This window comes from Albibacterium bauzanense (genome assembly GCF_004339765.1).
In the GTDB taxonomy this organism is placed as follows: Bacteria; Bacteroidota; Bacteroidia; order Sphingobacteriales; family Sphingobacteriaceae; genus Albibacterium; species Albibacterium bauzanense.
The window spans coordinates 182924-197670 of record NZ_SMGO01000003.1 but is presented as its reverse complement, the minus strand read 5'-3'; the positions used below and the strand labels follow the sequence as shown (position 1 = coordinate 197670).

The window sequence follows — 14747 nt, the reverse complement described above, 5'->3', positions numbered from 1 at the left end:
TTTATTTTTTTAGTTCAATCTGCTTAATTATACCCTGTTGGTTCAGATCGCTATTCTCAAGAAATAGTAACTCATTGAGTTCTCCTTTTTCCCAGGTAGCAATTTGATTGTCGTAGAATTTACTACCCGGATTTCCAGATTGTCCACCAGGTATTACTCCAAAAGCCTTTGGCTTTTCACCCAATAGCACAATCATTCGCCAAGACGGTCCATTACTTTCACTCATGGCATTAACCGTGTGCTTTGATCCACCTACCTTCAATACCTTTGATCCAAATCCGCCGATATCAGCTAAATGCGGGACATGAGTTTTCTTTACCGATCCCCATTCCCAGTTACCGAACTCTCCATAGCTTTTTCCCAACTGCTTAATGGCATCTTTAAAAGAGGCCGACACTACTTCATCTCTTGTTAGTTTTGTAGAGTCATTAGAAAACCAGGGCGATGTTGGTTCGTATAATAATAAGTGAACCGTTCGGTCACGACTTGGATAGCGCATTAATTCTTCGTCACTGGCAAAGTCATCAATCCATATCATTCTGTTTAAGGTATTGTACCAGGTATCAAACACGCTGGCAGCTATAGAATTCGCTTCATAAAAACGATCCCATTTAGCTAGCAATGCTAATGCCTTTGATTCTGTGTCGTTTAATCCTTTATCGGTTTGAAGGATATGCACTAAAGTATCTAAAACATTCTCTGCCAGGATGCTATAATTGTCGGTCTGTAATGCTTCAAAGCTCTTTAGATCAGCAGCATGCATGGTTTCTAATTGAGTATTTATCCGATGCGCACGTTCATAACTGCCAAATTCCCATCCCAGATAATAAGGATAGCTTTGGTCTACCGGCCATTGATTAGCAGAACTGACATAGCCCCGTTCAGGATTTTTTACAGTAGGATTCTCCTCTGCCGGAATCCTGTTTACCCATAGATCAGTGGTATCATTTCCATCCAGCAGAAACTTTCCTTGTCTTTTCTCCTTTAATGGAAACAGCCCGTTCGATGTAATTGAAATATCACCCTGCCTGTCTGCAAAAACAAAATTCTGGGCAGGCGCAGAAAAGTAAACAAGCGCTTTTCTATAACCTTCGTAATCTTTTGCCTTATTCAATTCGTAAAATGTTCTAAGTTCATTAGAGGGTAGGTGTGCCACCCATTTTAAAGCATAATCTACAGGGATGTTATTCGCCATGCCGAAATCAGCCGGTTTCTGATTTTTTGCATAGCTTACTGGCCCTTGAAGGGTATAGTAAACCGTATCTAAAACAGATTTCTCACCACGGATTTTTATTTCTTCAACCCGCTGGCTCGTCTTTTCCCACTTATCATTATATAAATACTCCTGATGCGTATCATCTTTAAATTGAATCTTATACCAGTCTAATACATCAGACCCGACATTGGTAACTCCCCAGGCAATATTTTCATTAAAGCCAATAATAACATTGGGTGCTCCGGGTATAGAAACACCGTATACATTCACGGTGGGACTATGAAGCTGTATCTGATACCAAATAGAAGGAAGCGTTAAGTCAAGGTGTGGGTCATTTGCTAAGATAGGAAAGCCCGTGCTGGATCGATTTCCAGCTATTGCCCAATTATTGCTGCCAATGTTTTCTTCTTTGCTTGCTGTTAATAAGCGAGAAGATAATAGAAAGTCCTGCTTGTCCTTGTCCTTATTTTTGATTGAAGAAACAAGCGGTGACGGGCTGATCAAAGGCTTTGGAGTATCTTTATTAAAGTTCCAGGGTGTTCCAATCGGAACAATTGGATCTTCATTAAAAGGATAGTTTGGAAACAGATCATTGGTAACCTCTTCTCCATATTTTGCCAGGATATTGTTCATCGCTAATTCATTGGTGCCTCTGGCTAAAGTAGCCGACATCAATTTTAACAATAAAGCAGAATTCAGCGGAGTCCATTCTTCAGGCTTATAATTCAGGATCTTAAACTCAATCGGGTAATCGCGAGGAGATAGATCCTCAATATATGCATTAATACCCTCAGAGTAAGCTTCTATAATCAGCTTACTCTGAGGGTCTTTTAAACTTTCCTTAAGCATGGCTTCAGCACCATAAACCATGCCCATTCGTCTTTGATACCGATCTAGTTCAAGTGCTTTTTTTCCAACCACTTCAGATAGCCTGCCTGCTGCATAACGCGTCTGAAAATCCATTTGCCACAGCCGGTCCTTTGCAGTAATATAGCCCTGAGCAAAATAGAGATCATGCTCATTTTCTGCAAAAATGTGCGGAACCCCTTGTTCATCTATCAAAATGCGTACGCTATCTTGTAACCCGCTTTTAATGAAAGACTGATTTGTAATATCCTCCACGTCTTCAGCATTTTGCCAAAAACCCGTAAAGGGATTTAGAAATTTTCCAAGGGGAGGGATGTCACCTATTTTTGAATTAAATAAGAAAGCAAGCCCACCTGTAATCGCAATAAAAACAACTAATTTTACTAAGCGAGTACCTTGCATTGCGATTAATGGTTGTTTATGGGTTATATTGGCATCAAGAGCGTTTACCGCTGATATCGTTAATCTCTTGTTGTTCTTTTAATTTATCTACGTTGTTTTTTTCACCAAAGTTTTCTGTTTTATCAGAGAAACCATTCAATAATTCATTAATTGAATCAAAATTGTCGGCTGTACGCTGATGTATATCCGATAATACCTTCGCCAGGTTCTTATCATTTAAATCAAAATTATCAACCTCCAGTTTTCCAACTTTTTCAATGATTGCCTGCTGGCTGTTTTTCAAATCCTGCATCTGTCGGACAATCTTTTCCATCAACTCAAACTTCTTCAACTTATCCATAATTTTCTTTTTTGATTGATTATCAATATATTAAATAATACTTGATAAAACAACCCTTTAGCGAAAATGTTTTGTTCCTTTTCGCTAAACATCGATTATTATATTGAACTCAGTGTTCTTATAGATAGATGTATCAGTAGTTTATTATACTAATTTAAGAAAAAATTAAGCTCTTAATGACAAGAGTTTGGAAACATATTTCCCGATGATATCAAACTCAAGATTTACCTCAGTTCCAACAACAATGTCTTTGAAATTCGTATGCTCAAGCGTATAAGGAATAATAGCGACGGTAAACTCATTAAGTCCGGAGTTAAAGACCGTGAGGCTTACACCATTAATGCAAATAGAGCCTTTCTCTACAGTAATATTTCCAATAGATGCATCGTATCGGAAGGAAAATAACCAGCTTCCGTCCTCATCCTTCTTTGAAATACAGCTCGCTTTTTGATCTACATGCCCTTGAACAATATGGCCATCCAATCTTCCACCCACAGCTGTACATCGCTCCAGGTTTACCTTATCGCCAACTTTAAGTTGCCCAAGCGTACTCTTAAGCAGCGTTTCATTAATGGCAGTAACGCTATGCTCATCTTCATTAATGGCAGTTACAGTTAAACAAACACCATTATGAGAAATGCTTTGATCAACTTTCAATTCATTTGATAGGGAAGACTTTATTTTTAAATTACGATTACTTCCTTCTTGAGTCACCTCTGTGACGGTACCCATGGTTTCTATTATCCCGGTAAACATATTATTATTTTAATTAACTCTGTTTCTCTTCCAGTTAGAAGATACAGTTTTTGGTTCAGTTAATGTTTCGTGCAATTCTTTAGAAAAGATATGGCTGGCAATGATGGCGGCTACTTTAGCTTCCTCTTCATTATTAGGAGAAATTGTCCGTGTATTAAAATACGAATCAACGAAGTTGGTTGTATAGCTGCCTTTTTGAAAAACAGGATGATCCATTACAAATTTGCCAAAGGCTAATGTGCTTTCGATCCCTGTAATCTGATACTCATCAATTGCCCGCTTCATGCGCTGTATAGCTTCTTCTCGGGTAGCAGCCCAAACAACCAGTTTTGCGATCATCGGGTCGTAATAAACAGATATTTCCATCCCTGCCTCATAAGCATTATCTACCCGGACTCCCGGACCTTCCGGAAGTTTATAAGTTTTCAGGATACCACTGTCCGGAAAGAAGTTATTGGCCGGATCTTCTGCGTAGATCCGCAGTTCAATGGCATGCCCATGAATACTCAGATCTTCCTGGCGCAAAGCTAAAACCTCACCCCGCGCTATTTTAATTTGCTCTTTCACCAAATCTACGCCGGTAATCATTTCAGTAATGGGGTGCTCAACCTGCAAACGTGTATTCATTTCCAGGAAATAGAAATTATGGTCAGAATCCATTATAAACTCTACGGTTCCTGCACCTACATAATTGCAAGAACGCGCCACATTAATGGCACAGGCACCCATTTCTTCACGTATCTTGGCATCTAATGTTGGAGAAGGAGCTTCTTCAATGACCTTTTGATGTCTTCTTTGAATGGAGCATTCGCGTTCAAACAAATGAATCACATTTCCATGCTCATCAGCCAGAACCTGGATCTCAATATGTTTGGGAGAAGCTATATAGCGTTCTAAAAATACAGAATCATCTCCAAAAGCAGATTTAGCTTCTGATATGGCTGATTTTAATTCTTCCTTAAACTCGCTCTGAGTTTTCACAATGCGCATTCCCTTTCCACCACCACCTGCCGCTGCTTTAATCAAAATAGGGAACCCAATCTCTTCTGCCTGCACTTTTGCTTCCTCAATATCTCTTATGGGCTTCTTAGTTCCCTTAATCATTGGTATATTATAGCGCAGAGCTGCTTCTTTTGCCGATAGCTTATTTCCCATAATCTCCATAGCTTCTGACGAAGGACCAATTAACTTGATGCCCGCTTCTTGTAAAGCTTTAGCGAAAGTTGGGTTTTCAGAAAGAAAGCCATAGCCCGGATGAACGGCATCTGCATGAGTTGCCTTGCAGGCATTGATAATGTTCTCAATACTAAGATAAGACAGGTTAGAAGCTGCTTCGCCAATGTATACAGCCTCATCGGCATATTGTACATGAAGTGCTAAACGATCCGCAGCTGAAAAAACGGCAACAGTCGCGATTCCCATTTCACGGGCAGAGCGCATGATCCGGATAGCAATTTCACCACGGTTCGCAACTAATATCTTTTTCATTAGTATAATTTGTCTTAAATTTTATCTAAATTTCACTTGCTATTTTCTTCTATGCAAAGAGTCAAGAGTTTCCTGTGATTTTTAGTTCATTTACAAATTTAATAAATTGCTTTAACTATAAATAAATTACTTCTTTTAAGTAAAACTTGAATTAAACAGTGACTAATTGTAAAAAGTACACACTATTTTGCAACTTTAAATTTGTTGAAATAACGCATTTATAACCCAAGAACGCAGATTATCATATACGCGTGGAATAACGTGGAAAAAATAAACTGATAAAAATTTGTAAAAAATAAGGAAAGCCGTATTTTGCGAAAGAATTAACCATAATTTAACGCATAATAACAGGATTTATTTTAAATAAAATTTACATATGATCATAATTGCTGACGGCGGTTCAACAAAAACCAATTGGTGTCTTATAGATGGTTCGGGAAGAAATATCTATTTTAATACAGAAGGATATAACCCTTACTTTGTAAGCAGCGAATACATTCAGAGTTCCTTGAAAAAAGGGCTGCCGGATGACTTACAACTCGATCAGATTACAGAAGTTTACTATTATGGTGCCGGGGTTCATAATGAAGAGAAAGCAGAAATTATAAAAGATGCATTTGCACTTTTCTTTGAAGAAGCAAAGATCTTTATCGGTCACGACCTTTTGGCCGCTGCCCGCGCATTATTGGGTACACAAAGTGGTTTTGCAGCTATCTTAGGAACAGGAACCAATACCTGTTTGTATGATGGTAATGATATTACATTAAATATTGATTCTGCTGCTTATATCTTAGGTGATGAAGGAAGCGGATGTTACATTGGTAAAAAATTGCTGACAGATTATGTGCGTGGACTAATGCCTGTTAATGTTCGTGAAGAATTCTGGAATACCTATAAGCTTACACCTGATGAAGTAATGGACCGGGTTTATACTAAGCCTTTGGCTAACCGTTTCTGTGCTGGCTTTAGCAAGTTCGTTTATGATAACAACGTGAATATAGAATACTCAAGAAATATTGTTAAAACATCATTTGTTGACTTCTTTACTAACTTAGTTTCTAAGTACCCTAATTACAAAGATTATTCTTTCAATTGCATTGGTTCTGTAGGTTATAACTTTAGAAACGTTTTGGAAGAGACTGCTGAAGAATTCGGAATGAAAGTGGGTAAGATCATTCGCTCTCCAATAGATGATTTAGTGAGATTTCATCAAATGAAAAAATAAATAGCTCTTTAAAAAAGCTAGAAAAGGGACTCCATTCAGGGAGTCCCTTTTTTTGTATCCAATTTCTGGGATTATTAAATAATCGCTTAAATTTCATTTTAATCAAACAAGGACCAAACAGGGTTCAAACAGGGACCAAGCAGGGGCAAAGCAGTCCTATCGCCCGTGTCTGAACCCTGTTTGAACCTTGCTTGGTCCTTTTGAGATATTAACTAATATTGAAGATGCTTTGAAAAAAAATAAGGCTTGATAAATTAATATCAAACCTTGTTTTTGTGTGGATTTTATGGCTGTTGAAATAAAGCTCTGTCGTAATTAAAGAATGCGATAAATTAGCAATAAAAATATTTTAATGAAGTTCTTTATTTCTTAAAAGACAGATCGTTTTGGAAGATCTTAGCGTATTTACGTTTATCAAATTTATAAAGTTTTGCTGCCCGATAAGATACTCCTTGTTGTTTTTCATCCAGCTCTTTTAAGAAGTTATAGTTTAGCATTTTTTTTCTGAAGTTACGTTTATCGAGCGCGATACCAAGAATGGCTTCATACACTTTTTGGAGTTGGGTTAATGTGAATTTTTCTGGAAGTAACTCAAAAGCAATCGGAGTAGATTTAATATTTTGTCTGATTTTTTCTAAGCTGCGGTCAATGATATGAGCGTGGTCAAATGCCAGCTCTGGAAGGTTTTCGACAGGATGCCACACCGCTTGTCGAACATAAGTTGAATGCGGTTTTAGCGTTGATTGGCCTTTTAAGCGCAATAGAGCATAATAAGCAACCGTAATTACACGTCCTTGGGGGTGTCTTTTTAGATCGCCGAAGGTATACAGTTGTTCCATGAAAATATTCCTCAGACCTGTATGTTCGTATAAAATTCGCTCTACGGCATTGTCAATAGTTTCAGAATGTTCAACAAAGAAACCAGGTAATGCCCACCAGTCTTTGTATGGATATTCATTACGTTCTACTAGTAAAACTTTGAGTTCGCCTTCTTCAAAACCGAAGATAACACAGTCGGCTGTAAATGTTGATTGAAGGTGGGTTAGCTTTGAATACAAAATATTAGAATTTATATGGATATGAATATTAAACTACTATTTTTGTTATGATTGATACAAAAATGTAAAAAAAAATACAATTTTTTATGATAGTGTAAAAAATACACGTTATATTCGTATCTTATAATTTGGACGTGATATTTAATTTTTTGTGCAGAAAATAAAAAGAATAGGAGTTTTTACCTCCGGAGGCGATGCCCCAGGAATGAATGCATGTATTCGATCAGTTGTTCGAACGGCACTTTATAATAATACGCAAGTAAGTGGAATTTTACAGGGTTATCAAGGAATGATTGATAACCAGTTTATTGAAATGAACAGCCGCTCGGTTAGTAATATCATTCAATTAGGCGGAACTATTTTAAAAACAGCCCGTTGTTCTGAATTTCGGACTGTTGAAGGTAGAAAGAAGGCGTATGATAATATAAAAGCAGCAGGCATTGATGCATTGGTAGGTATTGGTGGAGATGGTACTTTTACCGGTATTGAAGTATTCTCTCGTGAATACGATATTCCTGTGATAGGAATACCGGGAACAATTGATAATGATTTATACGGTTCTGATTTTACATTGGGATTTGATACAGCTTGCAATACCGTAATTGAAGCTATTGATAAAATAAGAGATACGGCTGCTTCGCACGATCGACTGTTTTTTGTAGAAGTTATGGGTCGTGATTCTGGCTGTATAGCTTTAAATACAGGGATTGCAGGAGGCGCAGAGGCTATTTTGATGCCTGAAAAAGAAACGGCTATTGATGATCTTATCGAAAGGCTTGAAGGTGCGGTAGCAGGTAAAAAGACTTCTACCATTGTAATTATTGCAGAAGGCGATCAAAATGGAGGTGCTTATAATATAGCGAAGCACGTTAAGACCAAGTTTGATTTTTACGATACGAAGGTTACTATTTTAGGGCACTTGCAACGAGGTGGTTCTCCTTCTAGTTTTGATAGGGTATTAGCGAGCAGGCTGGGTTTTTCAGCAGTTAATTTATTACTAGCCGGAGAAACAAGAAGAGTGGTTGGATTGAAAGGTAATGAGATTCAACATGTTCCGATTGAAGAGTCTATTAACAATAAGGCTTTTAAATTGGCGCCAGATATGATTGAACTTTCTCATATTTTAGCTATATAGTTTGATAGTTAATTATGATAGCAGTTGTTTATAGTGGTTCACGTTTGGCAGATTGGCGTTTAGCTGAGAAGGGCAAAGTGATTGCAGGATTTAAAACGATGGGGATAAATCCTCATCATAATGATGCAGCCAGGATAGAACAATTGTTAAATAAGAATAATACATTGATTAATTATGCCGAAAAGATAAAGCGTATTTATTTTTTTGGAGCCGGCGCTTCGGGAGAGAACCGGGTTATTGTATCAAAGGCTTTTAATTCGTTCTTTCGCTTTGGGAAAGTCTTTGTAGGGCATGATTTAAAGGCTGCAGCTTTGGCCACTTGTGGAGATCATAGAGGCTTGGTTGGGATTGTTGGAAGCGGCTCTAATGCGGCCTATTATAATGGAAAAAAGCTTGAACAAAACAACTATGGTTTAGGTTATATATTAGCAGATGAGGGTTCTGCTAATTGGCTGGGTAGAAATATTTTGCAAGATTATATTACTCAGACAATGCCTCCGGATCTTGTTCTTAAATTTGATGAAAAGTATTCGCTTGATGCCAAGTTAATATTAGATAAAGTTTACAGGCAGTCGAATCCTGTGTTGTTTTTAAGTTCATTCTCGGAGTTTGCATTTGAAAACCGAGAGAATATTTATATCAGGAATTTGGTTATTAAAGGATTTAATCTTTTATTTAAAAAGTATTTTATCCCATTAAGAGAAAGGCACGACATAAGTACGGTGAGTTTTACAGGAAGTGTGGCCTTTGACTATCAGGAATTACTAGAAAATGTGGCAATTGGCCATAACTTCGAAATAGGTACTATCATTAGAGAGCCTATTCATAATCTTTTGAATTATTATTTAAATAAAAACAAGTAAAATGAAAATTGGAATTAACGGATTTGGAAGAATCGGACGATTAGCTTTTAGAGCTGCAATAGAACGTGGTGTAGAGGTTGTTGGAATCAACGACCTGGTATCTCCAGACTACATGGCTTATATGTTGAAATATGATTCAACACATGGTCGTTTTAAAGGAACTGTTGAAGAAAAAGACGGTCATTTAGTAGTAAATGGTAAAACTATTCGTGTAACTGCAGAAAGAGATCCAGGAAACTTAAAATGGAATGAAGTTGGTGCTGAAGTTATATTAGAATGTACAGGACTTTTCTTAACAAAAGAAGCAGCTCAAAAACACATCGACGCCGGCGCTAAAAAAGTAGTTCTTTCTGCTCCTGCAAAAGATGATACGCCTACTTTCGTTATGGGTGTTAATAACAAAGAATTAAGAGCCGACCAAACTATTGTTTCAAATGCATCTTGTACTACAAACTGCCTTGCACCAATGGTGAAAGTATTGAACGATAACTTCGGTATTGTTGAAGGTTTGATGACTACTGTTCACGCAGTTACTGCTACTCAAAAAACTGTTGATGGTCCTTCTCAAAAGGATTGGAGAGGTGGTAGAGGAGCTTACCAAAACATTATCCCTTCATCTACTGGTGCTGCAAAAGCTGTTGGTTTAGTTATCCCTGAAATTCAAGGAAAATTAACCGGTATGTCTTTCCGTGTTCCTGTTGCTGACGTTTCTGTTGTTGACTTAACCGTTAAATTGAAAACTTCAACTACTTATGAGCAAATTAAACAAGCTTTTAAAGATGCTTCAGAAGGAGAATTGAAAGGTATTGTTGGATATACAGATGAAGAAGTAGTATCTGAAGATTTCAAAGGAGATGCACGTACTTGTATCTTTGATGCAAAAGCAGGTATCGCTTTAACTGACACTTTCGTAAAAGTTGTTGCTTGGTACGATAACGAGTGGGGTTATTCAAATAAATTAATTGAGCTTGTTCAAGAAGTAGGCGCAATAAAATAATTATTGATTTTTCTTTAATTATTAAATAGTATAAATGAGAACACCGAATATTTCGGTGTTTTTTTATGTAATATTGTTTCGTTTATAGCTTCGAAAAAGAGATGGTTAATCTGTTAGATAATTCACATTCAGAGAGTTTGTTTAAAGATGGTTTTACCCGGAAAATGGGTAAGTTCACCTTGTATTATAAGCCCTATTCTCTTGAATTAAAGCATGTATTTACAGTAGCCAGTAATTCTCGTACATCTACTCCGGTGGTTTTGGTGGCATTGGCTTTTGAAAATTATATTGGTTTTGGAGAAGCATCGATGCCTCCTTACTTGGGAGAGAGTCATGAAAGTGTTTTAAGCTTTTTGGAAAAGGTAGATCTTTCCTCTTTTGATAGTCCGTTCTTAACAGATGATATCCTGACCTATGTAGATCATATAAAAACAGGGAATACAGCTGCAAAGGCAGCTGTTGATATTGCATTACACGATCTGCTGGGTAAGATAGTGGGACAGCCCTGGTATCGTATCTGGGGATATAATCCGGAAAACACACCCAATACGTCTTTTACAATTGGAATTGATGAGCCAGAGGTTGTAAGAAAGAAGGTAGCCGAAGCGGAGCCTTATAAATTGTTAAAGGTTAAGTTAGGTTTGGATAGTGATAGAAGGATGATTAATACGATCAGGGAATTGACAGATACACCGATCTGTGTCGATGTAAACCAAGGTTGGAAGGATAAAGAACAAGCTTTGGAAATGGCTTATTGGCTGGCAGAGAAGGGAGTTGTTTTTATAGAACAGCCCATGCCTAAAGAGCAGGTAGATGATAATGCCTGGCTTACTGAACGAAGCCCTATTCCTACCATTGCAGATGAAGCCATTCAGCGATTAAGTGATGTTCATTTTGCAAAAGGTGTTTACTCAGGTATTAACATTAAATTGATGAAGTGTACCGGTTTACGTGAAGCGAAAAGGATGGTAGAGCTTGCCAGAGAATTGGAGTTAAAAGTTATGCTTGGCTGTATGACAGAAACATCGTGTGCAATTAGTGCAGCGGCTCAATTGGCTCCTGTGGTAGACTGGGCTGATCTGGATGGGGCTTTATTGATTTCCAATGACTTGTACGAGGGAATGTGGATTGAGGATGGAAAAATAAAACTTCCTGAAAGACCCGGGATTGGAGTTCGTATATTGTAATTTTTTTATTGTGTATTGTTTTTATAAGATCATTGTGATACCTTCAACCTATAAATCGCTTTAAATGATTAACAAAACTCAACCTCAAATTAGAAGTTTATTAGTATCGGAGCCGTTTATGCTTGATCCTAATTTTAATCGCTCTGTTGTTCTTCTAGGCGAACATAATTCATCAGGTACAATAGGGTGGGTGCTTAACCAACCATCAGAATTAATTTTAAGTGATGTAATGGAAGATATTCCTAATGCCAACTTCCGTGTTTTTATTGGCGGACCGGTGGGGCATGATTCTATTCAGTTTGTTCATAAATGTTATGATCGGTTGAATAGTGGTATTGACCTGGGCGATAATATTTATTGGGGTGGTAATTTTGAAGTGCTGAAGGTATTGATAGCGAGTAATTCCATTAAAGAAGATGAGATTAAATTCTTTTTAGGATACTCTGGCTGGACTGCTGGTCAATTGGATCAGGAACTTCAAGAAAATACCTGGATAGTAAGCAATAGTTTTAACAGCGACATCATTTTTGTGAATGATGAAGAGAACTTATGGAAAGAAGTGGTTGTTAATTTAGGTCCTAAATATGCGCATATAGCCCAATTTCCTAAAAATCCAATGTGGAATTAGTTGTCGCGCTTTAATCCGTATTTTTCTATTTTGCTGTAAAGATGACTGCGTTGAATTTCTATATCATCAGCAGTTTTTGACACGTTCCAGGCATTCTTTTCTAACTTGTATTTTATGTAGTTTTTCTCGGTTTGGTCTTTATAATCCTGAAATGATTCGAATTTATCGTAATCGATTTCAGACTGACCATTTTGAGAAGGCGGAGTGCTATGACTTGGACTAGTATTGCTGTTATGATGTGCAGATGATGGATTTGCATAAATGATTACATCATTCTGAGTAATTACCTTGTCACTTAATATGATTAAGCGCTCAATCATGTTCCTTAGTTCACGAATATTCCCTGTCCACGGTAAACTCTTTAAAGCTTCTATAGCATCCGGTGCCAGTTTCTTTTCTGGCATTCCATAATCAGAGCATATTTCTGAACAGAATTCTTTCGCAATAATAGGAATGTCATCACTACGTTCAGCAAGAGGCGGAACATTAATTAAAATTACACTCAGGCGGTGATATAAGTCCATTCGGAATGTGCCATTCTCTATTTCCTGAAGCAGATCTTTGTTTGTAGCAGCAATTACACGAACATTAATTTCTATTTCTTTTTCTCCGCCTACACGTGTGATTTTATTTTCCTGAAGAGCACGCAATACTTTTGCTTGCGCAGATAGGCTCATATCTCCGATTTCATCTAAAAAGAGGGTTCCGTTATGAGCTTGCTCAAATTTTCCGATCCGTTGCTTAACAGCCGAAGTAAATGACCCCTTTTCGTGACCAAAAAGTTCACTTTCAATGAGTTCGGATGGAATGGCAGCACAGTTGACTTCAATAAGAGGAGCATCGCATCGGTTTGATTTTTCATGCAACCACCTGGCAACCAATTCTTTTCCACTTCCATTTGCACCGGTAATTAAAACACGTGCTTCTGTTGGAGCCACCCGGTCAATGGTTTCTTTAATTCGGTTGATAGGTTCAGACTCTCCTAATATTACCCGGGTTTTGCTAACTCTGCGTTTAAGAACTTTGGTTTCTGTAACCAGGTTGCCACGTTCCAGCGCATTGCGTACTGTAATTAACAAGCGATTTAAATCGGGTGGTTTTGATATAAAATCATAAGCGCCTTTTCTGCTTGCTTCTACAGCTGTTTCTACGGTTCCGTGACCGGAAATCATAATGAAGGGTAGATCTGGTTTGATCTTTAAAGCTTCAGACAGAACTTCCATTCCATCCATTCGGCTCATCTTGATGTCGCATAATACCAAACTGATATTATCTTTTTTGATAACTTCTAAACCGTCGATTCCATTATCTACATCGGTAACAATATAATTTTCGTATTCAAGAATTTCTCGTAAAGTACTACGAATTGCACGTTCATCATCAATGATTAAGACTTTAGTACCGCTTTTCTTGTTTGACATTTATACAGGATTCTAAGGTTTATATTACACAAAACTATTTGCAAGAATAAATATTAATGGGTAAGAATGCAACAATATTATTAAAATAAAAAGCAAGCCTATAAGCCGGATTCTGTTTTAGATTTGATTCTTTATCTGTCATTTATCTAGCCTTGCCATTGCTAGCAAGGTCTAACGGTCTACCCGTTTCAAATTTGCCGATGGCAAAGGGAGCGAGCAACTCCCGATTTGAAACCTATTTGACCTTTCAACTCTCGGGGTTTACCGCCATGCGTGTCACCACACACAACCGGGAGCTCTTACCTCTCGTTTTCACCCTTACCTGCTTACATGTAAGCAGGCGGTATATTTTCTGTGGCACTTTCCGTCAGTCTTTTACAACTGCCTTCCTGTTAGGAAGCGAGATGCTCTATGTTGCCCGGACTTTCCTCCTTAACACGATGTTACGGCGACAGCTCAGCTTGCTTTTTATTGTTTTATTCAAAGATATGAAATTAATGAGATTTTTAGTAATACCTGCAATTGAGATGGAGTCTCAACAGATTTGTTGTGAAGCTGTGGTTAAATAGCTATTTTTGCGTTTATTATTTTAATTTTTCTTTATGAGCAACCGCGCAAAGACCATTTTTCTTAGTTTATCTATTTTTGGATCGTTCTTTATCTATTGTGTTTATTACTACAGTAAAATGATTCAAAATGCGCCGTATCGTTCTTATGATCTGGAGTCTATCGTGTTTAAGTATGGTGAAGGGACTAATTTAATAAACCAGTTTGACTCAAGGACTAATACCTATCAATATTTAAATGCAAGTGACTCTTTGGTAAGTACTACCGTGCATTTAAATAAGGATGACTTTATTTATATTCACCATAAGGCAGCTGAATTGGGTTTCTGGAATTTCCCGGATGATATGACCTCGACAGATAATCCGGAGGATGCTCAGAAATCAACTCATTTCTATGTAGAATTCAATTATAAGGAGAAGAGTAAGCAGATGTTGGTGGATGTTAATTATAACGGGAACCCTAAATTATTGGATGCGGCTAAGTCTCTGGTAGGGGAGATGCAGCGTTTATTAAACGATGCACAAGATCGTTAATCAGGCCTAAAAACAAATCGATAATATTTTTTGTAGAGGAAGAATAAATTCTTAGCTTTGCGCT

General features: G+C 37.5%; 13 protein-coding genes and 1 other RNA gene. 7 read left to right on the top strand and 7 right to left on the bottom strand.

Annotated elements, in window-relative coordinates:
• Position 1: 1 nt before the first annotated feature.
• The 4 genes from C8N28_RS12170 to accC all read right to left on the bottom strand — a co-directional run bounded on the left by C8N28_RS12170 (position 2) and on the right by accC (position 5069).
• The gene (locus C8N28_RS12170) at positions 2-2485 is read right to left on the bottom strand and encodes a penicillin acylase family protein (protein ID WP_132225301.1); all 2484 of its coding nucleotides are present in this window, start codon (positions 2483-2485) and stop codon (positions 2-4) included.
• A 34-nt stretch (positions 2486-2519) separates the two neighbouring features.
• Positions 2520-2825 (bottom strand): hypothetical protein, encoded by a 306-nt coding sequence (locus C8N28_RS12165; protein WP_132225299.1) that lies wholly within the window; start codon positions 2823-2825, stop codon positions 2520-2522.
• Positions 2826-2990: 165 nt separating this feature from the next.
• Positions 2991-3581, bottom strand: coding sequence for a riboflavin synthase (locus C8N28_RS12160; RefSeq protein ID WP_132225297.1), 591 nt, complete (start codon positions 3579-3581; stop codon positions 2991-2993).
• Between the two features lie 9 nt (positions 3582-3590).
• Positions 3591-5069 (bottom strand): acetyl-CoA carboxylase biotin carboxylase subunit, encoded by a 1479-nt coding sequence (accC, locus tag C8N28_RS12155; RefSeq protein ID WP_132225295.1) that lies wholly within the window; start codon positions 5067-5069, stop codon positions 3591-3593.
• Between the two features lie 376 nt (positions 5070-5445).
• Here accC and C8N28_RS12150 point away from each other — a divergent pair, with 376 nt between their 5' ends.
• Complete coding sequence (locus tag C8N28_RS12150; RefSeq protein WP_132225293.1) at positions 5446-6294, top strand: N-acetylglucosamine kinase; 849 nt, start codon at positions 5446-5448, stop codon at positions 6292-6294.
• Positions 6295-6656: 362 nt separating this feature from the next.
• Here C8N28_RS12150 and C8N28_RS12145 read toward each other — a convergent pair whose 3' ends face one another.
• Positions 6657-7352: an NUDIX hydrolase gene (locus tag C8N28_RS12145; RefSeq protein ID WP_132225291.1), complete on the bottom strand. Its 696-nt coding sequence runs from the start codon at positions 7350-7352 to the stop codon at positions 6657-6659.
• Between the two features lie 151 nt (positions 7353-7503).
• Between C8N28_RS12145 and pfkA the strand changes: the two genes are divergently transcribed.
• From pfkA to C8N28_RS12120, 5 genes are all read left to right on the top strand, one after another.
• Positions 7504-8487, top strand: coding sequence for a 6-phosphofructokinase (gene pfkA, locus C8N28_RS12140; RefSeq protein WP_132225289.1), 984 nt, complete (start codon positions 7504-7506; stop codon positions 8485-8487).
• A gap of 14 nt (positions 8488-8501) precedes the next feature.
• Positions 8502-9350 carry a hypothetical protein gene (locus C8N28_RS12135; protein ID WP_132225287.1) on the top strand — a complete coding sequence of 283 codons (849 nt, stop codon included), beginning with the start codon at positions 8502-8504 and terminating at the stop codon, positions 9348-9350.
• A gap of 1 nt (position 9351) precedes the next feature.
• Positions 9352-10347, top strand: a complete 996-nt coding sequence (gene gap, locus C8N28_RS12130; protein ID WP_132225285.1) for a type I glyceraldehyde-3-phosphate dehydrogenase — start codon at positions 9352-9354, stop codon at positions 10345-10347.
• A 101-nt stretch (positions 10348-10448) separates the two neighbouring features.
• Positions 10449-11534 carry a dipeptide epimerase gene (locus C8N28_RS12125; RefSeq protein WP_132225283.1) on the top strand — a complete coding sequence of 362 codons (1086 nt, stop codon included), beginning with the start codon at positions 10449-10451 and terminating at the stop codon, positions 11532-11534.
• A gap of 64 nt (positions 11535-11598) precedes the next feature.
• Positions 11599-12162, top strand: coding sequence for a YqgE/AlgH family protein (locus C8N28_RS12120; RefSeq protein WP_132225281.1), 564 nt, complete (start codon positions 11599-11601; stop codon positions 12160-12162).
• Here the strand turns inward: C8N28_RS12120 and C8N28_RS12115 are convergent.
• Together C8N28_RS12115 and rnpB are read right to left on the bottom strand one after the other, a co-directional pair.
• The gene (locus tag C8N28_RS12115) at positions 12159-13583 is read right to left on the bottom strand and encodes a sigma-54-dependent transcriptional regulator (protein WP_132225279.1); all 1425 of its coding nucleotides are present in this window, start codon (positions 13581-13583) and stop codon (positions 12159-12161) included. The genes C8N28_RS12120 and C8N28_RS12115 overlap by 4 nt on opposite strands.
• Before the next feature lie 85 nt (positions 13584-13668).
• An RNA gene (rnpB, locus tag C8N28_RS12110) (RNase P RNA component class A) lies at positions 13669-14051 on the bottom strand.
• 134 nt (positions 14052-14185) lie between these two features.
• Between rnpB and C8N28_RS12105 the strand changes: the two genes are divergently transcribed.
• Complete coding sequence (locus tag C8N28_RS12105; RefSeq protein ID WP_246012817.1) at positions 14186-14683, top strand: hypothetical protein; 498 nt, start codon at positions 14186-14188, stop codon at positions 14681-14683.
• Positions 14684-14747 lie beyond the last annotated feature (64 nt).